The following is a 19,615-nucleotide window of genomic DNA, read 5'->3' as shown; positions in this document are numbered from 1 at the left end:
TTGGTCCATACTAACTCCTTAAATTTCAACTTCTTCGATTATTTCTTTTGTATATAAGTCATAGATTCTAACGTATTTTTTCGATAAATCAAGCATTGCAATAGTCTGTCTGCCGTCGCCGCGTTTTGAAAGGGACGGAGAGCCCGGATTGATAAAAATGCATCCGTCGTCCTTTTCTATGCCTGCAACATGGGTATGTCCGCTTATAAAGATGTCCGCATGCAGCTTTTTTGCGAGTTGCATTTTTTCTTCTTTCGTTTCCGTAACATCGCCATGTGTCATAACAAAGTGAAAACCATCGATGTACGAAAATAAATACGGATAAACAAGCGGTATATCAAGGACTGATTCATCAACAGAAGAATCGCAGTTTCCCCGTACAGATATTATGGACGTACTGCATGTATTGATGCTTTCAGCCAAGTCCTTCGGAGAATAATCCGCAGCGAGGCTGTTGCGCGGACCATGATAAAGATGGTCCCCCGCATGAAGAATCAGGTCTGCGTCAGAGAAAAAATCCCCGTAGGCTTTGCGCCATGCTTCTGCGCTTCCGTGTGTATCGCTAATAATTCCTATTTTCATAACTTATACCATTAATTAATCTGCCTTAAAAGATTTGCCATTTCGATAGCAGCCATAGCGCCGTCAGCACCCTTGTTTCCTGCTTTCGTTCCGGCACGCTCGATTGCCTGCTCTATATTCTCTGTAGTAAGGACACTGAAAATAACAGGAACTCCTGTAGAAAGGCCTGCCTGTGCAACACCCTTGGAAACTTCGCTGCACACATAATCGTAATGAGTTGTTGAACCGCGGATAACTGCGCCTACGCAAATGACAGCATCATATCTCTTTGTTTCAGCCAGTTTCTTTGCGACCATAGGGATTTCAAAAGCTCCCGGAACCCAAGCTACATCAATATCGCCGTCAGCAACGCCATGTCTGTGCAAAACATCCAAAGCACCTGCCAAAAGCTTATTTGTGATAAATTCATTGAAACGCGATGCCACGATAGCAACCCGCATTCCTTCTGCGAGTAATTTTCCTTCTAAAATGTTAGCCATGATATTTTCCTCCTCATTCTTCTTTTAACAGATGTCCCATCTTCAATTTCTTGACTTTAAGATAGCGTTTGTTGAATTTATTTGAATGAATTTCCAGTGGAACGCGCTCCGTGATTTTCAGACCATAGCCCTCAAGACCTGCACGTTTTGCCGGGTTGTTCGTCATAAGTCGAATACTGGTCAATCCCAAATCTGACAAAATCTGTGCGCCGATGCCGTAATCGCGGAGGTCAGGAGCAAATCCGAGAAGCACGTTTGCTTCTACTGTGTCTTTTCCTTCGTCCTGCAGCGCGTAGGCACGGATTTTATTCGCAAGTCCGATTCCACGTCCTTCCTGACGCATGTAGAGTACAACGCCTGCGCCCTCTTCCTCGATACGTTTCAATGCGGCTGCAAGCTGGTCTCCACAGTCACAGCGGAGTGAACCAAGCGCATCGCCGGTAAGGCATTCGGAATGAACACGTACAAGTACATTCTCTTTGCCTGCGATTTCTCCTTTTACGATTGCAAGATGGCATTTTCCGTCCAGCGTGCTTTCATAGGCTTTGATTCTGAAATGACCGTATTTGCTCGGGAAATCTACATCAGCTACTTTCTTGATGAAGGTTTCTGTTCTTTTTCTGTAGGCAATCAGGGCCTGTACTGTAATCATTTTCAGGCCGTGATGCTCAGCAAATTTCATAAGCTCAGGTGTGCGCATCATGTGACCGTCGTCAGCCATGATTTCGCAGCACAGTCCGGCAGGATAAAGACCTGCAAGACGTGCCAGATCAGTGGTGGTTTCCGTATGTCCCGCACGGCGCAGAACGCCTCCCGGTACTGTACGGAGCGGGAAAACATGTCCCGGACGGCGGAAGCTGGAGGGCTTTGCCTTCGGGTCAATCAGCATTTTTACTGTCTGGCAGCGTTCATACGCTGAAATGCCTGTCTCTGTATCGTAAGCATCAACGGAAACGGTAAACGCCGTCTCGTGATTGTCAGTGTTATTTGTGACCATCTGCGGAATGTCAAGTTCATCAAGACGTGAACCTTCAATCGGGGTGCAGATTAAGCCTTTTGCATATGTTGCCATGAAGTTGATGGCCTCCGGCGTGACGAAGTCAGCCGCAATGATTAAATCGCCTTCATTTTCACGGTCCTCATCATCAACCACCACCAGCATTTTTCCCTGGCGGATATCCTCAATTGCATCCTCAACTCTTGCATATCCCATAAACTCTTTACCTCCTGTCATGAATCAAATCCATGTTCAGCCAAAAATTCAGCAGTTATTTTTTGTTTTGACACCTGTGGCTTGCTCTGATTTCTCCTTAAAAGGTTGACCGCATATTTTGCAAGTATGTCTGTCTCTATATTCACAGGGTCTCCTACCTTTTTCAAATGCAGGTCTGTTTCCTGCTGCGTATGCGGAATCAGCGATACGCGAAAGCCCGCTTCTGAGGTATCGACAACTGTAAGGCTTACCCCATCGATTGCTATGGAGCCTTTCGGAATGATATAATCCATGGACTCGTAAGGAACCGACACGGAAACAATCTTCGCGTTGTCCTCCTCATGTATTCCTGTGATTACGCCGACGTGGTCAACGTGACCGCTTACGACATGTCCGCCCAAGCGGCCATTCAATGTCAGCGCCCGCTCAAGATTTACTTTTTTGCCTGTCGAAAGCTTTCCAAGAGCCGTGCAGCGCATGGTTTCAGGCATTACATCAGCACAGAAATCATTTTTGCTGAAGGATATTACTGTGAGACAGACTCCGTTGACGGCAATACTGTCGCCTATGTGAACATCCTCCAAAACCTTTGATGCCGCAATCTCTATTGTATTCGTGGTAACTTTTTTTACCGTTCCCAGTTCTTCAACAATTCCTGTAAACACTCGCTCACTTCCTCACATATCCCGTAACAAGGATATCGCTGCCAATCGTTTGATATGTCATTTGCTCCAACTCCACCGCATCTTTTAGGGCGGAAAAGCCTTCTCCCTCAACAGGAGTTTTTGCGTCCTTACCGCCTATGAGCTTCGGAGCAATAAAAGCCTCTACTTTATCTACCAAGCCGTCACGCAGGAAAGAATACGCAACCTGTCCTCCGCCTTCAACGAGAAGAGAGGTTATTCTTCTTTCTCCGATTTGTTCCAGTAAAACTTTCAAATTTACGGTATCTTCACTTCCGCAGACGATAACTTCAGCACCTGTGCTTTTTATTGCTTCGATTCTCTCTGCCGGAGCATTTTCTGTAACAGCCACCCACACAGGAGCTTCGCTGTCATGCAGCATTTTTGATTCAATAGGTATTCTTGCCTTGCTGTCGACTACTAAACGGACAGGATTATGTCCTTCTTTTCCTATTCTGGTCGTCAGCTGCGGGTTATCTGCCAATACGGTTCCTATTCCTACAAGAATAGCGTCTGTGTTATCCCGCCATTCGTGTCCCTTCTGTCTTGATTCAGCACTTGTAATCCATTGGGATTCGCCTGTGCATGTTGCAATCTTTCCATCCAATGACATTGCCATTTTTAAGGTAACAAAAGGAATCTTTTCTACTATCCATTTCAAAAAAACTTCGTTCAGTTTCTTTGCTTCATCTTCAAGAATGCCCACATCTACCTGTATTCCCGCATCCTTCAGAATCTGAATTCCTCTGCCGCTCACAAGCGGATTGGGATCAAGCATTGCGACAACAGCACGGGATATTCCGGCTTCAACCAAAGCCTTTGCGCAGGGGCCCGTTCTGCCGTAATGCGAGCATGGTTCAAGGGTAACGTATACAGTCGCGCCCTTTGCCAGCTCACCTGCCATATTAAGTGCATGAATTTCCGCATGCTCTGTCCCTGCTTTTCTGTGCCAGCCGACAGAAACAATGCGGTTATCCTTTACTACAACTGCCCCAACCAAAGGGTTTGGAGATGTTCTTCCTTTCGCGTGTGCAGCAGCCTCAAGCGCCACACGCATGTATTCTTCATCTGTCATATTTCCGCCCCATGAAAAAAAGCCGCCCAAAAAGGCGGCTCTAAACAAACATAACTAAGACCGTCTTTTTCCATCCAGACTATACTGTCGGCTCCGGAATCACACCGGATCATGCCTGTCGGCTCGCGGGCTTTACCGCCGGTGGGGAATTACACCCCGCCCCAAAGACTTATCAGATTTATATTAACATAAGTATATTTTGAATGCAAATCAGGGAAGCGCTTTGAAATGGCTGAACGGCCAGAAAACCAGAATCGCTTTTCCTTTTATCAAATCATACGGTACAAATCCGACATCAGCAAATCGGCTGTCCTCGGAATTGTTGCGGTTATCTCCCATGACAAAGATATGTCCCTCAGGAACAGTTGCCAAAGGATAATCGCCTCTCGTCTTGCTTAAAATGTACGGCTCGTTCATGAGCGTGGAATTTACATAAACGCGTCCGTCTTTAATTTCAATGGTGTCTCCCGGTACAGCAATGACACGTTTGATGAAGTCACGGCTCGGGTCACGCGGATAGCGGAAGACAAGAATCTCGCCGCGCTCCGGTGCACGGAAGCGGTATACGAATTTATTGACTACCAGCCGCTCTGCGCTCTGCAGTGTCGGCCGCATGGACGGACCATCTACCAAATAAAGCTCGACAATAAAATATCTTATTCCCATTGCCAGAACAACGGCAATAGCTATCGAAACAATCCAATCCTTAATTTCTTCTCCCAAGGAACTCATCCCTTCACCTTCCAGTGATAAAGAAAACACTGATATCATAACAATGCCTGAAACTCATTTTATCAGTGTTTCCTAAAAACAAATTGGGGGACTGCAAAACAGTCCCCCATCATCATCAACGACGTTCTTTAATACGTGCTGCTTTACCAGTCAGGTTACGGAGATAATAGAGCTTAGCACGACGTACGATACCACGGCGAACGACATCAATTTTGTCGATTCTCGGGGAATGTACGAGGAATGTACGCTCTACGCCTACACCGTAAGAGATACGACGAACCGTAAACATCTCACGAACGCCCGAACCCTGACGAGCGATTACAACACCTTCGAACATCTGAATACGCTCACGTGTACCCTCGACGATCTTAGCGTGTACACGAACCGTATCTCCCGGACGGAATTCCGGAATGTCCGAGCGAAGCTGCTCCTGCTCTAAAGCCTGAATAATGTTCATTTGTCTGTTCCTCCATTTCCGCGACGTTCGTGGCAGATAAAATCATCTGTCCAGAGGACCGCCCGCATACCTTGATATGATATCATAAGCTTTATGCTTTTGCAAGCATTTATTTATCTATCTACTGTGTCTACCAAATACCTTCCGCTTGGCAGATACCACACGAAAACAACGTAATGCCCATCGGCACGGGAAACGCGTTTTGTGTTATCGGTGATATTATCAACGCGCCAGTCGTCGATAAGCCGCAAGGAGTCCATGCCTTTTCCGCTGTCGAGAACAGCCTGCACTTCATCACGGAAAACCCTGAGCTGATAGTCTGTCCAGGTTATATAGATAGCAGCGAATATACAAATACAGACGCCTACACCGACAAAAGCACGGGTAAATGAAGCCCAAAACGGTTCTTCCATCGAAAGCTTTTTTACGGCTTTCTCATGAATATCTTTCGAATCCGCAATCCTTTTTTTTGCCTTTTCTTCCATGATTTACGCCTCCTGTTCAGCGTAATGTTCATATTCTGCTCAATCATCAGCCGAGCGGCGTGTAATCAGATAGAAGCCCGGATACAAGTCGTCCTTCTTCTTCAATACAATCTTCAGCTGCAGTTCTTTTTTGAACTGATCCAGTATATCAGAATCTATTAGTGATTCCATTGTAACATGATTTAGCTCAACTTCATAGCCAAACGGAGCATGGTTATGATTTTCAACCCGTCTTATATCCTGACAGATTCTGACAGCAATGGTTTCCGCGGAAACAATTTTTCCGCTTCCTCCGCAGCACGGGCAGTCGTTATACAACAGGCTCTCCATGTTTTCGCGTGTTTTCTTTCGCGTAATCTCCACGAGTCCCAATGCGGTGATTCCTACTACATTTGTTTTCTTCCTGTCATCTGCGCTAAGCTCACGCAAAAGCTGGAGCAGCTCTTCTTTTTGTGAGTCTTTTTCCATGTCGATAAAATCGACAATGATTATTCCGCCAATATCACGCAGGAATATCTGGCGCATTATTTCATGCGCAGCTTCAATATTTACATCAAAAACCGTATTGCCGAGCTTGTCATGTCCGATAAACTTGCCTGTGTTAACGTCAATAACAGTCAGTGCCTCGGTATGGTCAAAGACAAGAAAGCCTCCTGACGGCAGTTCAACCATGCGTGAATTAATCTGCTTTAACTGCTCATCAATCCCATAAGCTTCAAAAAGGTCTTTTTCTTCCTCATAAACGGAAAGATTATCCACGAGCTGAGGGGAAATTACTTCCAGCAGCTCACGCACTCTATGCTCTGCCTCAGCGTCATCAATGATAATTTTGTCAATTTCCTTGGTGACCTGATCCCGCACTAATCTGATAAGCAAATCCGCGTCACGGTAAAGAAGTGAAGGCGCTCCTGTCCTTTTTTGCTTTGCCTGAATAGAATTCCACAGGGTTTCGAGATATTTTACTTCGTCAGCAAATGCCTCTTTGGACTGGCCCTCCGCAGCAGTGCGGATAATCAATCCCATTCCCTCAGGACAGACCTCTTCGGCTATATCCTTCAGACGTTTGCGCTCATTTTCATCGGTAATACGGCGTGACATACCGATATACCTTGCGGTAGGCATCAAAACAATATTTCGTCCCGGAATTGATAAATGTGTCGTGACACGGGGGCCCTTCATTCCTATTGCATCCTTTACAACCTGAACAGGAAGAACCTGCCCGATATGAATGCGGGATTGTTGAGGGAACGATTTCATTACGTCAGGCGGCATACCGTCTCCAATATAGAGAAAAGCATTCTTTTTAAATCCTATATCAACAAATGCTGCCTGCATACCCGGCAGTACATTCTGAACCTTTCCGCTGTAGATGTTTCCTACAAGGTGCGAATGTGACGGCCGTTCCAGTTCAAACCCCACTAATTGTTCATCTTTTACAACAGCAATCCGGGTCTCCTCTTTTGAGACAGAAACCAATATTGTTTTCATGGAGTATCTCCTCCGGTTATTGTGCATCCATTAAATTCCCGCCGCCGGCTAACAGTTCTGTTCTGCGAATATCGACGTCTGAAATATTATTGTTCAGCCCATGAGTTTTGGAAATATACTCAACAATTTCTGCAGGCTTAACACTGCCCTGCGGCGTAATTTTTAAGGCTGCGGTTAATTCTATCATATTGTTTTCCGTCTTTATTTCAAGCTGTCCGATGACATACTGCTTTATATCTATTTCGCGTGTCTTTTTCGGTGTCACTCTCTTATAGATGCAGACCTCAGCGTTGTTAAACGCCTGTACCGCCTGTGCCCATTCCTTCTCCTGCCCTTCTGCGGAAAAAGAAATTATATACCGTGCTTCATCAGCCAGAGACATCAAAGCCTTATGTTTGCCTTCAACCTTTTTCAGAGCCTTCAGCGTAACGCCGTCGGGAAGCTGAGCGCTTAACCGCTCAAAGACCTCAGGCTGGCATAAATCCTTTGAAAGAATAAATTCCATATACTCGCAGTCGCTCGTAACGCCCAAAGCAAGAGCTGATGCGAATGACAGCTTCATGTGGGGATTAAATCCCTCGGAGTATGCAACGGGAAGCTTTGCGCGGCATATAGCACGTTCTATAAGTGCCGAATAATCCAGATGAGAGATAAAGCGCAACGCGTCCTCTTTGGTTACTTCGCCTCTATATGTGAATGCAGCTGCTTTTTCAGGCACGATTACGCCCCCAATCTACAATATTAACTCCCAGCGTCTGGCAGATTCCGCAGCCGGCACAGTCGCCGCGTCTGCAGTCCTTCGTCAGCTGTTCGGCAACGGCTTTTTCATATTCATGCTTCAAGAATGCACGGCTTACGCCCGGTGTTGTATGCTCCCACGGGAACACTTCATCAAAATCACGGCTGCGGTGATTGTAATAATTCGGGTCGATATTATTTTCCTCAAAAGCCTTGTTCCAGCGTTCCAAATCAAACTGATCTGTCCAGCCGTCAAATCTTGAGCCGTTTTCCCATGCTGAATAAATGACCGGAGCAAGTCTGCGGTCTCCACGCGCCAGTACACCTTCAAGAAGACTGACATGTGCATCATGATAGTTATAATGGATAGAGCGGTCCGTAATATGCTCTTTAATGAGCTGCTGTTTGCGGGCAAACTCCTCCAGCGTGTTCTGACCGAACCACTGGAACGCGGTAAACGCTTTAGGAACAAAGCAGGACACGCTGATGGTTACTTTTACGCCTCTGCGTCCTGTAACTTCCTTGTAATGGTCTACTACCTTTTTTGCCAGTTTGGCGATTCCGATAACGTCTTCATCGGTTTCTGTCGGAAGTCCGATCATGAAATACAGTTTGACAGTCTTCCAGCCTTTTTTGAAAGCCGCGCCCGTAGCCGCCAGCAGATCTTCCTCAGTGACACCCTTATTTATGACGTCACGCATACGCTGAGTACCTGCTTCCGGGGCAAATGTCAGTCCGCTTTTTCTAATCTGCTGCATTTTGTCTGCCAGATCAATGGAGAAGCTGTCGATACGAAGCGACGGAAGAGTAAATCCGACCTTTTCATTGGAAAAATCACACATGAGATTATCCACAAGGCCGCCAAGACACGAATAATCCGCTGAACTCAAAGAAGTCAGCGAGATTTCGTCATATCCTGTGCTGTCAATCATCTTGCGTGCCAATTCACGGAGCTTTTCCTCAGAGCGTTCCCTCACAGGACGGTATGCTACGCCTGCCTGACAGAAGCGGCAGCCTCTGGAGCAGCCTCTGAACAGCTCAAGCATGATGCGGTTATGGACAATATCAATATATGGAACAATCGGTTTTTCCATTGTTTCGACGTCGTCCATGTTCTGGACAATACGCTTGTATATTACTGCCGGTGTCTTATCATCAACAGGCTTGATTCCCGTATACATTCCTGTTTCCGAGTATTCAGGGGTATACAGACACGGCACGTAAATGCCCTGAACCTGTGCTGCACGCTTCAAGAAGCCAATGCGTCCATCCGGACGGCCTTCCTTTTTCCATGCAGCAAAAACATCCACAAGCTCCTGCAGAGCTTCTTCGGCTTCACCGATGACAAACAGGTCAAAGAAATCGGCAACAGGCTCAACGTTATAAACGCAGGGGCCTCCGCCGATAATGAACGGCTCATCTTCTTTACGGTCCTTCGCCCAAATGCTTACACCCGAGAGGTCAAGCATATTGAGTACAGTAGTAAAGCACATTTCAAACTGCAGAGAAAAACCGATGAAATCAAACTCTTTCATCTCCGTAAAGGATTCCAGGGAGAACAGAGGAATGTTTTTATTCCGCATGTGCTCTTCCATGTCAATCCACGGGGCATATACACGCTCTGCCCATGTGTCATGACGATTATTCAAAATCTCATACAATATTTTCAAACCAAGATTAGACATACCAACTTCATAGACGTCCGGCATGGATAATGCAAAACGGCAGGTGATACCATCTAATTCTTTATGTACAGCATTCCATTCGCTGCCTGTGTATCTCGCAGGCTTAACGACAGACTGCAGTATATCCGACGTAAGGTGAACCATAAAACCTAAATCCTCCAAGCATTAAAAAACTAGCTTATGCTTTTTCATGTATATATTTATCAATATCGCAATCGACATGATATTTGTGGTAAGCGAGCTGACACCATAACTCATCAGCGGGAGAGGTATACCCGTAACAGGCATGATTCCCGTAGTCATACCGACATTTACAAGTACATGGAATGCCAGCATGGATGTTATACCTACAGCCAGCAGCATACCGAATGTATCGCTTGCATCACGCGCAATCATAATACCGCGCCAAAGCACAACCAAATAAAGCAGCAGCAGAAAAGCTGCGCCTATAAAGCCCAACTCTTCACCGACAACCGCAAAAATAAAGTCTGTATGGTTTTCCGGCAAAAAGTTCAGCTGACTCTGTGTTCCTCCAAAAAGTCCTTTTCCGAATAACATTCCCGAACCAATGGCAATCTTAGACTGGATAATGTGATAGCCTGATCCCAACGGGTCAACGTTCGGGTCAAGGAATACCATGATACGCATTTTCTGGTAATCCTTTAAAAAATGCCATAGCAAAGGAGCACAGGCTATCCCTGTGGCAAATATTCCGCCCAGCAGCTTCAAATTTACTCCGCAGGCGAATACCATACCGATGAAAATAGCAATAAATACAAGTGATGTCCCCAAATCCGGCTGCTTAAGAACCAGCAGAAAAGGCACTCCCACATACAGCGCAACAGGCAGCAAATCCTGCAGGCTGTTTAATTTCCCAACCTTATCCTCAAGCATAGATGCCAGAGACACAATCATAATGAGCTTTGCAAACTCAGACGGCTGCAATGTAATCGGACCAATCTGTATCCATCTCTGAGCACCCAGTGCGCTGTGCCCCACAAGCATAACCGCAACCAGAAGAATCAGGTTAAAAATATAAAGATTTTTTCCGTACCGCTGCAGCATTTTATAATCGAAATTCATAAAAAACACTGCCAATGCTATATTCAAAACCGCAAAAAAGCCCTGACGTTCTACAAAAGCAAAACGCTGTCCTGATGCAGCTTCATTTATATGTGTAGCACTGCCTATGATTACTAAACTCATTATGATAATAGCGCCTACTGCTATTATCAAAGTAAAGTCTGTTCTTCTAAGCCACCGCTTATTAATCATGAACTCAACAAGCCTCCCAAACAATCACAGAAATCAACCACATTTCATGAAGGCATATTACAAAGAACAACGCTTCCGGCAAGCCAGAAGCGTTATCCAAATAATTTCTGTGAAATTACCGACGCCGTCCTGCATCATGGCGCATATTATTCACCGGAATATTAGCGACCAGTGCAACGGAATCCGCATCGTTTTCAAGTGCGATTTCCATTGCGTTTTTATCAATATCCATATAATGCGAAATAACCTCAATGATGTCATTCTTTATATGGTTCATGACTTCCGGAGATACGTTTGCTCTGTCATGAATCAATACTACTTTAAGCCTGTCGTGAGCAATCTGCTTCGAAGATCGGTTGTTTGAACCGCCAAAAAGCTTATCCCAAATACTCATAGTCCGACATTCCCTCCTTAGTGCCCAAATACATGTTTAAGACGGGCGAAAAATCCTTCTGTTTCAAAAGGCTTGAACGGAATATCCTCTCCACAGATACGGCCTACAACATCGTCATAAGCTCTTCCCGCTGCTGTATTATTCCACTCGATGATAGGAATACCCTGGTTGGAGGCATTGATAACCTCTCTGTCGTCAGGAATCTGTCCGATACACGGCAGAGAAAGAATATCATCAATGGATGTCATATCAAGCATAGTTCCGGCTTTGACCATTTGCGGGTCAATACGGTTTACGATGAGCTTGATATCTTTATTTACAGCCTGCAGACGTCCGATAATTTTGTCAGCGTCACGAACTGCGGAAACCTCAGGAATAGTTACTACAACAGCCCAGTCAGCACCGATAACTGCTGTCTGGAAGCCCTGCTCAATACCTGCCGGGCAGTCAATAAGTATGAAATCAAACTCATGTCTCATGGTATCGACGAGCTGTTTCATCTGCTCCGGTTCAATTGCGGTTTTATCAGCGACCTGTGATGTAGGAAGCAGGAACAAATTCGAGTATTTCTTATGTCTTACGAGTGCCTGTCCATAATTGACACGCTTCTGTGCTACGTCAACAAGGGTGTAGACAATACGACGCTCAAGTCCGAGAAGAATATCAAGATTTCTCAAGCCCGTATCCGTATCAATCAGTGCTACCTTTTTGCCACGCATTGCGAGTCCTACGCCCAAGCTTGCCGTTGTTGTTGATTTACCAACACCGCCCTTACCCGACGTAATAACGATAACTTCACTCATATTTCTGCTCCTACCTTTCTATAGGTTCAATTACAATTTGATTATTTTTAACAGAGGCTTTCTCAGCATACGACGGTTTTTCTACCGCATCCGGAGCCTGTGCTATTAAATCTGCAATACGAATCTGAACAGGCATCAGACAGTCAGCAATAATGAACGAACTGCGGTCCCCATAAGCTCCTGCATGAACAATTCCTCTGCATGTTCCGCGGATATCAATGCTTCCGCCTGCAACAATTTCGGCACCCGGATTAACGTTACCGCAAATCAGAACGCCGCCCTGTGTTTGAATAACCTGTCCGCTTCGAACAGTGCGGTTGATAACAAGCATCTTCTGTTCTTCCGCAACAGGCTGAGCAGCAGCCTTTTCTGCCTGAGCAGCCGGATCAGGAGGATTAACAGGCACCTCCGTTTTTGCCTTCTTAGTGGAAGTGTGGCGTTTGGGACGTTCCTCTAAAGCTTCGACCCTGAACAGCACGCCATACTGATGAAACAGCTTTCGCAGGCTTTCCTCATTTTCTTTGGAAAGCATATCCGGCGGCAGCTGAATCACTGTCCCGCGTTTGAAGAACTGCGAGCCCGATTCCAGCCGCTTCTGAATCTCGTTGCGCAGTGTTTCAAAAGAAATCTTCGGGTCAAATACGAGCTGAAGCCCCGACTGATTCCCCTTTAACTTAAAAACTTCTTCCCTCATAGGTCCCCCGCCTAACATTATTGTTTCTATCAAGGATAGATTTTACTTACTTTTTCACAGGCGCTGCAGCCGGTTTATTTAATCCGAAAGCAGCTTCTATTATCTTTTTCCCAATCGGAACTGCAGACTGAGAACCATATCCGCCGTTTTCTACGATAACGGCAATGACGATGTTTGGATTCTGGAACGGACCGTATGCCACAAACCAGCCGTGGTCTCTTCCCTGCGGATTTTCGGCTGTACCCGTTTTACCGGCCAAATCTATCGGGAAGTTTGGCCCGAAAACAGCTGCTGCCGTACCAATCTTGGTAACATCGCGCAATCCCCGCTGTACTTCGCGTATAACATCCATAGGAACATCAAGAGTAGAAAGCTGCTTAGGCTTGAACTCCTGTACCGTCCTTCCGTCAGGCCCAACTATACGCTGAACCAGATACGGCTGAAAACGACGTCCGTCAGCAGCGATTTCACCCATGACCATAGCGGCCTGAAGCGGTGTAACAAGGTTAAAGCCCTGTCCTATCGCGGCATCAAGAGTCTCTGAAATATACCATTCTTCCTCAAAAACCTTTTCCTTGTACGCTTTATTGGCTACAAGCCCCTCTGATTCATAAGGAAGATTGATTCCTGTTTTTGCTCCAAGCCCGAACATACGTGAATAGTGTTCAAGCCTGTCAACACCAAGTCTGTATCCAAGCTCATAGAAATAGACATTATCTGAATGAGCCAATGCCTGCGTAAAATTCAGCCAGCCAAGTGCTTCACCGTCGGCATTTCCTTTTTCACCAAGCCAGTAGGTACCACTGTCGAATATCTTTTCCTCCGGAGTTATTACCCCTTCAGTTAAAGCCGCAGTACCTGTGACAATTTTAAAGGTAGAACCCGGAGGGTACTCACCTGTAATAGCTTTATTATCCAATGGGAAGTAAGGATTGGAATTGATAGCGTTCCAATCTTTTTCTGAAATCCCGTGGACAAACAGATTCGGGTCAAACGCCGGGCGGCTGACTAATGCCAGAACCTCACCGGTCTGCGGATTCATGACCACAGCGGCAGCAGCATGAGCGCCAATAAGCTTTAACTGATCATCAATAGCCTTTTCAGCCTCTAACTGCAGTTTCCAGTCAATGGTTAAAATAAGGTCATTGCCTGCAATTGCATCCTTCTTGCCCAAAATCTGAACCGGTTTACCGGTTACATCAACCTCGACCTGACGGCCTCCGTTAGTACCTCTGAGCAAGTGGTCATAAATCTTTTCAAGCCCGAATTTACCGATTATATCTCCGGTCTTATATCCCTGTTCCTTCTTGATTTCAAGCTCGGCATCACTGATTTCACTGACATACCCGATAACATGCGCGCCTCGTTCTTTATAGAGATAATCGCGCACCGCCTGAACTTCTATGACAACACCGGGATATAAGTTTTTCTGCTCTGCAATAATCGTACGGATTTCCGGCCCCACATCATTTTTAATACGGATGGGTTCGAATCCGACATGAGCATCTATTTTTGCCTTTATATCCTCCTCAGGAACGTTAAGCAGCTGTGAAAGTCTTGATATAACCTCCGGAGAAATAGGTGCCGTCAGAGGCAGCAGTGAAACTGTAAATCCCGGACGGTTTGTTACGATATTGTCTCCGTTGCGGTCATAAAACGTACCGCGCGGAGCCATTGTCGGAATTAACCTTATACGGTTACCATCAGCCAACCGAGAATATTTTTCTCCATCATAAACCTGCAGATACCCGACGCGTGCAACCAAAATCACAATGATCATGATTACAAGACCGCCCAATACCTTCAAACGGTTTTCAAACTCATTGACAACCAAAAAAATCGCTCCCGGGAAACTTCATATGACTACATAAAGCACAAGACACCCCTGAGCAGGACATCTTGTGCTCTTCTTACTTCTTTTCCGTAAGCCATTCACATATCTGTGACACACACATGTGAACAGGCAAAGAAAACACTACATTGAAAAACATCATAGGTATAAATACAGAGTTAAACTGCGTCAGTACATTGAACTGATATCCAAGCAAAAGTACAAAGGCAACATAGACAACATAATGAAAGGCGCTGGCAAACATAACAGCAACAATCATCAGGAAGAACTGTTCCTTATATACCTGTCTTGAAAACATGCCGCATACATAGCCAACAATCATTTTTATGAATACGTTGATTCCAAAAAACGTACCTGTTGCCAAATCCTGAAGCAGCCCTGCAAGAAAACCTATTAAAGCACCGTTTCTTCTTCCCTTCTGAAATGAAAGAGAAACAACAAACAACAACAAAAGATCAGCACTGATACCATGTATTGAAATAAATGGCAGCAGTGACGATTGTATAACATATAAAATTACGACAAATACAAACCATACAAGAAATTTTCTTGTCACTTTGTTCCACGTCCTGCAGTTGAATTCTTCCCATTGGACTCTGCCTGAGTATTATTATTCGGCACAGCATTTGCAGCCGAATTACCTGCCTGCGGATTAGCCGCAGGAGCGGAAACTGAGTTAGGTTCAGAGGGTACTGCAGTCTGTACCTGCGGTTCAGGCTGCTCCTGCACCGGTGTCTCTGTACCTGGTGTCTGTTTCGGCGGAAGCAAAGGCTCCGGCGGAGCTTCGCGGGATGCGACTATAACAGCCACGTCCTCAAGCCGTTGGAAATCAACGGCAGGCTCTACAACAGCATATTTCAAAAGGCCTCCGGAATCGTTGTGAACACTTTCAACCTTTCCTATCATAAGACCTTTCGGATAAACACCGCCAAAACCGGAAGTTACGATAACATCGCCTTCCTGTACATCCTCATTTCGCGGAATATTAACCAATCTCGGCTGACGTGAATTATCGGGACTGCCCTCAATAATACCGGCAACGCGTGAACGCTGTACCAAAGCACCTACAGACGTTCTGGTATCCAGAATCATTTCAACCTTTGCAGACATAGGCCCGGCTTCAGTTACAACACCAACCAGACCTCTGGCTGTTACAACAGCCATATTCTTGTCTACTCCATCCTGCGTTCCACGATCGATAACAATCATGCGTGTCCAAGTTGCAGATTCTCTTCCGATAACCCGCGCGACAACAAGATCAAACTGAGTAGCTGAATTTTTATATCCCAAAAGCTCACGAAGCCGCATATTTTCTGCGGCATACTCATTAGCCTTTACATTCTGCGCCCTAAGCTGCTCAACTTCATTCCTGAGCATCTTATTCTGCTTTTGAACCGTCAGAATGTCCCAGATTTCTGCCAATCCATCGTGAATCCCATTTCCGGCCCATGTTGCGGCCCGCTGAAAAGGTGCCAAAAGCGTAATTACAGTCTGATTATGAATAGGTACTGTAAATTTGCCTTTAGCAGCAAAAAAAATCAATATGAAAATACTGACCGCGACAAAAACCAAAATCCAGATGACACGACCAGATTCCTGCTCGCGTTTAATTTTACTCATTATCTCAGCTTCTTCGTCGTCATAACCACGCGTTTAAGGAGTTCGATATTCTCAAGGGATTTACCTGTTCCTTCGCCTACGCAGGAAAGTGCATCCTCAGATACAAGCACAGGCATACCTGTTTCCTTGCTCAAAAGCTTATCCAGGTTGGTAAGCAGCGCACCGCCACCGGTCATCATAATACCATGATCCATAACGTCTGCGGCAAGTTCAGGCGGAGTTTTTTCAAGCGTACCCTTAACAGCATCTATGATTTTATAAATAGGTTCATCCAATGCGTCACGAACTTCGCTTGCCTTGATATTCAGTGTTTTCGGAAGACCGCTCACCAGATCGCGTCCGCGGATATCCATAGACTTATCGGACTCCGGCGAAACAATGGCAGAGCCGATTGTAATCTTGACTTCCTCGGCTGTACGCTCACCAATCATGAGATTATACATGCGTTTTACGTACTGGACGATAGCAGAGTCCATTTCGTCGCCGCCGATACGGATAGAACGGCTCGTAACGATACCGCCCAAAGAAATAACAGCGATTTCAGTAGTACCGCCGCCGATATCAACTACCATGCTTCCCGTTGCATCCTCGACCGGAAGACCTGCTCCGATTGCTGCAGCCATCGGCTCCTCAATCAGATAAGCCTCACGTGCGCCTGCCTGCTGGGCAGCATCAATAACCGCACGTTTTTCAACTTCGGTGACTCCGGATGGAACACCTACAACAACGCGCGGTCTAACAAACGATTTTGTATTCATTGCTTTACGGATAAAGTACTTGAGCATAGCCTGCGTAACATCAAAATCCGCAATAACGCCGTCCTTCATCGGGCGAATAGCGACAATATTACCGGGAGTACGGCCGATCATGCGTTTAGCATCCTCACCAACAGCCAAGACCTCACCATTATCACTCTTTATAGCAACTACAGACGGCTCACGCAGTACAATACCTTTTCCCTTTACATGCACCAACGTGTTTGCCGTACCAAGATCAATTCCCATATCACGAGATAAACCACCAAACAGACTCCACATTTTTTCTAAAGAACTCCTTCCTGTCATTCACTCTTTTCGATATTTTATTTTATCATACCTTTTTCCGTAAGTGAAGTTAAATGAGTAAAAATGAGCATTCAGTATAAGTCTTTACATTGATTCAAAATAAAAAAACTGTAACCCAGTTCAGGATTACAGAAAAATATTATCTTTTTTTTCGGAAAAACTGCATCAAAAGCTCATGGCACTCATCTTCCATTACGCCCGCCGTTACTTCTATGTGATGGTTCAGCGACGGATGCCCCGGAATATTAAAAATAGACTCCACTGACCCTGTTTTTGCATCAGGAAGACCGTAAACAAGACGCGAAACTCTTGCCATGACTAAAGCCCCTGCACACATCGGACAGGGCTCCAACGTCACATATAACGTGCAACCGTTCAGATGCCAGTCACCTAACTTTTCACCTGCACGCCTGATCACCTGAATCTCTGCATGAGCTGTCGCATCATGCAATGCCTGCCGCTCATTATGTCCTCTCGCCAAAACGAATCCGTTTGAATCCACCAAAACAGCACCTACCGGAATTTCGTCTTCAGCCAAAGCAGCAGCTGCTTCTTCAAGCGCTATGTTCATATACTTTCTATCAAGGCTCATTTAAATCCTTCAGAATCTCCTTTACCACAGTATCGTCCTTATAAAACAGTGACTGAGTCGCCCGGCTGACGTTTACCACATACGCCTCCGAAACATTGTCAGCGCTCTCATCTTTTTTATCTTTATCCTTATCGATATTCTTTTTTAATTCCCTCTGAAAATTTCCATCGCGGTCGCCTACGTTTCCACGCCGCTGACCAAACTGTTCAACATCAAAAGTGACCTTTTTGGATGGAGTAATTTTCTCTATTCGATCAGCCATATTTAACACCTCCTAAAAACATAACGTCTCATTATTCATATCGTTGAAAACAATAAATTACTTAAATTTATGCAATAATAACGCAACATGAAAAATAGACTTAGAAATGTTAAACGGGAAATTAAAACCTTAAAAAGATAAGCCGTGTACAAAAGTACACGGCCTGCTTTCAGTCAGTAGCTTCTTCAAACTGGTCTTTTCCTACACCGCATAAAGGACAAACAAAATCATCAGGTAAATCCTCGAATGCTACCCCTGCCGGAAGATCATAGTCCGAGTCTCCAAGGGACTCGTCATAAATCCAACCGCAGACACCACAAACCCATTTTTTCATGTTAATCCCTCCGTTGCTTTGTACTTATTGATTGCCTCTAAAACACTGTAGGGAATAGAAATATTCCCGTGAATCCCTGTTCCAAGCTCTACTCCTGTACGATTTAACCCGTGGAAATCAGTTCCGCCTGTCGGGCACAGGTTAAGCTCCTGAATCACATGGTTAAGGAAAGCAGAATCATCATCTGAGTACGAAGGATACCATTTTTCAACCCCATCAAGACCTATTTGATGAAGTTCTCTTATTGCATCTGCCTGCTCTTCTCTGGACAAACCCTTTAGTCCGATTTTTTTGTGGAAATGCGCCAGTGAAACTATACCACCGGCCTTATGTATCAGAGGAAAAGCTTCCTGCGGAGAAATATTTTCATCCATACCCAATTCAACGAGCACAGGGTCTATATATTTATCCCAAAGCGGCTGTATCTTCTTTTCAAGGCGCATCGAAACAAGGCAGCGCATAACGGCATATTGGTCAATATTACCTGTTGTATGAGACTGCACCATTTCGCGTGTAATTGGAACTCCCCGGCTGCGAATCCCTTCAATCAGGTCATCCATTTTATCTTCTTTATCGGAACGGATTTTTTTATATAACATCTGAAACTCTGCAGACTCAGCAGCAAAACCTAAAGCAATTATGTGAATCTTTCTTCCGTGAAATGTCATGGTAACTTCCATACCGGGAACAAATTCGATTCCGAGTTTCTCTGCAGTCTGCTTTGCCTCTGCCAGACCTCCAATGTTATCATGGTCCGTTAAAGCAAAAGCCTGAATACCTCTTTTATGAGCAAGCTCTGCTAATCCTGACGGAGAATATGTACCATCAGAAACAGTAGAGTGTGTATGCAAATCAATGATTCCCATAGAAAACCCTTCCATCAGCATATGGAGATTAAATTATACCTAACATTATACATTATTTCCTCAAAAAGATATATTAAATATTCGCAACATTTAGCACTTCATATGTAATAAAACAAAAGTAAAAAACAAAAACAGGAGATACGCACAAGGCGTATCTCCTGTTTTTTTAACCGGCAGCTTCCTATCCTCCCAGGCCGTCTCCAGCCAAGTACTTTCGGCCTCTACGTGCTTAACTACTGTGT

At 45.2% G+C, this 19,615-nt stretch carries 23 protein-coding genes and 1 riboswitch; all 23 genes read right to left on the bottom strand.

What is annotated here, in order from left to right; genetic code table 11:
* Window positions 1-18: 18 nt before the first annotated feature.
* Complete coding sequence (gene yfcE, locus ACY69O_RS05535; RefSeq protein ID WP_462332468.1) at window positions 19-582, bottom strand: phosphodiesterase; 564 nt, start codon at window positions 580-582, stop codon at window positions 19-21.
* An 11-nt stretch (window positions 583-593) separates the two neighbouring features.
* Window positions 594-1,061, bottom strand: a complete 468-nt coding sequence (gene ribH / locus ACY69O_RS05530) for a 6,7-dimethyl-8-ribityllumazine synthase (RefSeq protein WP_462332467.1) — start codon at window positions 1,059-1,061, stop codon at window positions 594-596.
* A 13-nt stretch (window positions 1,062-1,074) separates the two neighbouring features.
* Entirely contained in the window at window positions 1,075-2,274 is a 1,200-nt protein-coding gene (locus ACY69O_RS05525) for a bifunctional 3,4-dihydroxy-2-butanone-4-phosphate synthase/GTP cyclohydrolase II (RefSeq protein WP_462332466.1), read from the bottom strand.
* Window positions 2,275-2,291: 17 nt separating this feature from the next.
* The gene (locus ACY69O_RS05520; protein ID WP_462332465.1) at window positions 2,292-2,939 is read right to left on the bottom strand and encodes a riboflavin synthase; all 648 of its coding nucleotides are present in this window, start codon (window positions 2,937-2,939) and stop codon (window positions 2,292-2,294) included.
* A gap of 4 nt (window positions 2,940-2,943) precedes the next feature.
* The gene (gene ribD, locus ACY69O_RS05515; protein ID WP_462332464.1) at window positions 2,944-4,032 is read right to left on the bottom strand and encodes a bifunctional diaminohydroxyphosphoribosylaminopyrimidine deaminase/5-amino-6-(5-phosphoribosylamino)uracil reductase RibD; all 1,089 of its coding nucleotides are present in this window, start codon (window positions 4,030-4,032) and stop codon (window positions 2,944-2,946) included.
* Window positions 4,033-4,090: 58 nt separating this feature from the next.
* Window positions 4,091-4,205, bottom strand: a riboswitch (FMN riboswitch).
* Window positions 4,206-4,242: 37 nt separating this feature from the next.
* Entirely contained in the window at window positions 4,243-4,764 is a 522-nt protein-coding gene (gene lepB, locus ACY69O_RS05510; RefSeq protein WP_462332463.1) for a signal peptidase I, read from the bottom strand.
* A 115-nt stretch (window positions 4,765-4,879) separates the two neighbouring features.
* Window positions 4,880-5,221 carry a 50S ribosomal protein L19 gene (rplS, locus tag ACY69O_RS05505; protein WP_072936418.1) on the bottom strand — a complete coding sequence of 114 codons (342 nt, stop codon included), beginning with the start codon at window positions 5,219-5,221 and terminating at the stop codon, window positions 4,880-4,882.
* A 113-nt stretch (window positions 5,222-5,334) separates the two neighbouring features.
* Window positions 5,335-5,706, bottom strand: coding sequence for a hypothetical protein (locus ACY69O_RS05500; protein WP_462332462.1), 372 nt, complete (start codon window positions 5,704-5,706; stop codon window positions 5,335-5,337).
* A gap of 39 nt (window positions 5,707-5,745) precedes the next feature.
* Window positions 5,746-7,194, bottom strand: coding sequence for an Rne/Rng family ribonuclease (locus ACY69O_RS05495; protein WP_462332461.1), 1,449 nt, complete (start codon window positions 7,192-7,194; stop codon window positions 5,746-5,748).
* Window positions 7,195-7,210: 16 nt separating this feature from the next.
* Window positions 7,211-7,912 carry a TIGR03936 family radical SAM-associated protein gene (locus tag ACY69O_RS05490; RefSeq protein WP_462332460.1) on the bottom strand — a complete coding sequence of 234 codons (702 nt, stop codon included), beginning with the start codon at window positions 7,910-7,912 and terminating at the stop codon, window positions 7,211-7,213.
* Entirely contained in the window at window positions 7,905-9,761 is a 1,857-nt protein-coding gene (locus ACY69O_RS05485; protein ID WP_462332459.1) for a TIGR03960 family B12-binding radical SAM protein, read from the bottom strand. The genes ACY69O_RS05490 and ACY69O_RS05485 overlap by 8 nt, the downstream gene beginning before the upstream one ends.
* 21 nt (window positions 9,762-9,782) lie before the next feature.
* Window positions 9,783-10,892, bottom strand: coding sequence for a rod shape-determining protein RodA (gene rodA / locus ACY69O_RS05480; protein WP_462332458.1), 1,110 nt, complete (start codon window positions 10,890-10,892; stop codon window positions 9,783-9,785).
* A gap of 115 nt (window positions 10,893-11,007) precedes the next feature.
* Window positions 11,008-11,286 carry a cell division topological specificity factor MinE gene (gene minE / locus ACY69O_RS05475; RefSeq protein ID WP_462332457.1) on the bottom strand — a complete coding sequence of 93 codons (279 nt, stop codon included), beginning with the start codon at window positions 11,284-11,286 and terminating at the stop codon, window positions 11,008-11,010.
* A 17-nt stretch (window positions 11,287-11,303) separates the two neighbouring features.
* Entirely contained in the window at window positions 11,304-12,089 is a 786-nt protein-coding gene (gene minD, locus ACY69O_RS05470) for a septum site-determining protein MinD (RefSeq protein WP_462332456.1), read from the bottom strand.
* Between the two features lie 10 nt (window positions 12,090-12,099).
* Window positions 12,100-12,783, bottom strand: coding sequence for a septum site-determining protein MinC (minC, locus tag ACY69O_RS05465; RefSeq protein ID WP_462332455.1), 684 nt, complete (start codon window positions 12,781-12,783; stop codon window positions 12,100-12,102).
* Between the two features lie 46 nt (window positions 12,784-12,829).
* Window positions 12,830-14,617, bottom strand: coding sequence for a penicillin-binding protein 2 (gene mrdA, locus ACY69O_RS05460; protein WP_462332454.1), 1,788 nt, complete (start codon window positions 14,615-14,617; stop codon window positions 12,830-12,832).
* A gap of 76 nt (window positions 14,618-14,693) precedes the next feature.
* Window positions 14,694-15,191: a rod shape-determining protein MreD gene (mreD, locus tag ACY69O_RS05455; protein WP_462332453.1), complete on the bottom strand. Its 498-nt coding sequence runs from the start codon at window positions 15,189-15,191 to the stop codon at window positions 14,694-14,696.
* Window positions 15,188-16,258: a rod shape-determining protein MreC gene (gene mreC, locus ACY69O_RS05450; RefSeq protein ID WP_462332469.1), complete on the bottom strand. Its 1,071-nt coding sequence runs from the start codon at window positions 16,256-16,258 to the stop codon at window positions 15,188-15,190. Before mreC ends, mreD begins: the two co-directional genes overlap by 4 nt.
* A complete protein-coding gene (locus ACY69O_RS05445) occupies window positions 16,255-17,292 on the bottom strand; it encodes a rod shape-determining protein (RefSeq protein WP_462332452.1) in 1,038 nt (345 codons plus the stop codon). The genes mreC and ACY69O_RS05445 overlap by 4 nt, the downstream gene beginning before the upstream one ends.
* A 166-nt stretch (window positions 17,293-17,458) precedes the next feature.
* Window positions 17,459-17,911 (bottom strand): tRNA adenosine(34) deaminase TadA, encoded by a 453-nt coding sequence (gene tadA / locus ACY69O_RS05440; protein WP_462332451.1) that lies wholly within the window; start codon window positions 17,909-17,911, stop codon window positions 17,459-17,461.
* The gene (locus ACY69O_RS05435; RefSeq protein WP_462332450.1) at window positions 17,901-18,173 is read right to left on the bottom strand and encodes a hypothetical protein; all 273 of its coding nucleotides are present in this window, start codon (window positions 18,171-18,173) and stop codon (window positions 17,901-17,903) included. Before ACY69O_RS05435 ends, tadA begins: the two co-directional genes overlap by 11 nt.
* A 169-nt stretch (window positions 18,174-18,342) precedes the next feature.
* Window positions 18,343-18,507, bottom strand: a complete 165-nt coding sequence (locus tag ACY69O_RS05430; protein WP_462332449.1) for a rubredoxin — start codon at window positions 18,505-18,507, stop codon at window positions 18,343-18,345.
* Window positions 18,504-19,373: a PHP domain-containing protein gene (locus ACY69O_RS05425; protein WP_462332448.1), complete on the bottom strand. Its 870-nt coding sequence runs from the start codon at window positions 19,371-19,373 to the stop codon at window positions 18,504-18,506. Before ACY69O_RS05425 ends, ACY69O_RS05430 begins: the two co-directional genes overlap by 4 nt.
* Window positions 19,374-19,615: the final 242 nt, after the last annotated feature.

The sequence above is a fragment of the Schwartzia sp. (in: firmicutes) genome (assembly GCF_978017985.1).
Note: the sequence above shows the minus strand (reverse complement) of the source record. Positions and strands in the feature narration are given on the sequence as shown.

Coding starts and splice junctions, on each gene's coding strand:
- tadA (WP_462332451.1), bottom strand. CDS start 17,911: ATGAGCCTTGATAGAAAGTATATGAACATAGCGCTTGAAGAAGCAGCT.
- minC (WP_462332455.1), bottom strand. CDS start 12,783: ATGAGGGAAGAAGTTTTTAAGTTAAAGGGGAATCAGTCGGGGCTTCAG.
- ACY69O_RS05425 (WP_462332448.1), bottom strand. CDS start 19,373: ATGGGAATCATTGATTTGCATACACACTCTACTGTTTCTGATGGTACA.
- minD (WP_462332456.1), bottom strand. CDS start 12,089: ATGAGTGAAGTTATCGTTATTACGTCGGGTAAGGGCGGTGTTGGTAAA.
- ACY69O_RS05525 (WP_462332466.1), bottom strand. CDS start 2,274: ATGGGATATGCAAGAGTTGAGGATGCAATTGAGGATATCCGCCAGGGA.
- ACY69O_RS05430 (WP_462332449.1), bottom strand. CDS start 18,507: ATGAAAAAATGGGTTTGTGGTGTCTGCGGTTGGATTTATGACGAGTCC.
- ACY69O_RS05500 (WP_462332462.1), bottom strand. CDS start 5,706: ATGGAAGAAAAGGCAAAAAAAAGGATTGCGGATTCGAAAGATATTCAT.
- lepB (WP_462332463.1), bottom strand. CDS start 4,764: ATGAGTTCCTTGGGAGAAGAAATTAAGGATTGGATTGTTTCGATAGCT.
- ACY69O_RS05485 (WP_462332459.1), bottom strand. CDS start 9,761: ATGGTTCACCTTACGTCGGATATACTGCAGTCTGTCGTTAAGCCTGCG.
- yfcE (WP_462332468.1), bottom strand. CDS start 582: ATGAAAATAGGAATTATTAGCGATACACACGGAAGCGCAGAAGCATGG.
- ACY69O_RS05495 (WP_462332461.1), bottom strand. CDS start 7,194: ATGAAAACAATATTGGTTTCTGTCTCAAAAGAGGAGACCCGGATTGCT.
- rplS (WP_072936418.1), bottom strand. CDS start 5,221: ATGAACATTATTCAGGCTTTAGAGCAGGAGCAGCTTCGCTCGGACATT.
- ribH (WP_462332467.1), bottom strand. CDS start 1,061: ATGGCTAACATTTTAGAAGGAAAATTACTCGCAGAAGGAATGCGGGTT.
- minE (WP_462332457.1), bottom strand. CDS start 11,286: ATGAGTATTTGGGATAAGCTTTTTGGCGGTTCAAACAACCGATCTTCG.
- ACY69O_RS05445 (WP_462332452.1), bottom strand. CDS start 17,292: ATGTGGAGTCTGTTTGGTGGTTTATCTCGTGATATGGGAATTGATCTT.
- ACY69O_RS05435 (WP_462332450.1), bottom strand. CDS start 18,173: ATGGCTGATCGAATAGAGAAAATTACTCCATCCAAAAAGGTCACTTTT.
- ribD (WP_462332464.1), bottom strand. CDS start 4,032: ATGACAGATGAAGAATACATGCGTGTGGCGCTTGAGGCTGCTGCACAC.
- rodA (WP_462332458.1), bottom strand. CDS start 10,892: ATGATTAATAAGCGGTGGCTTAGAAGAACAGACTTTACTTTGATAATA.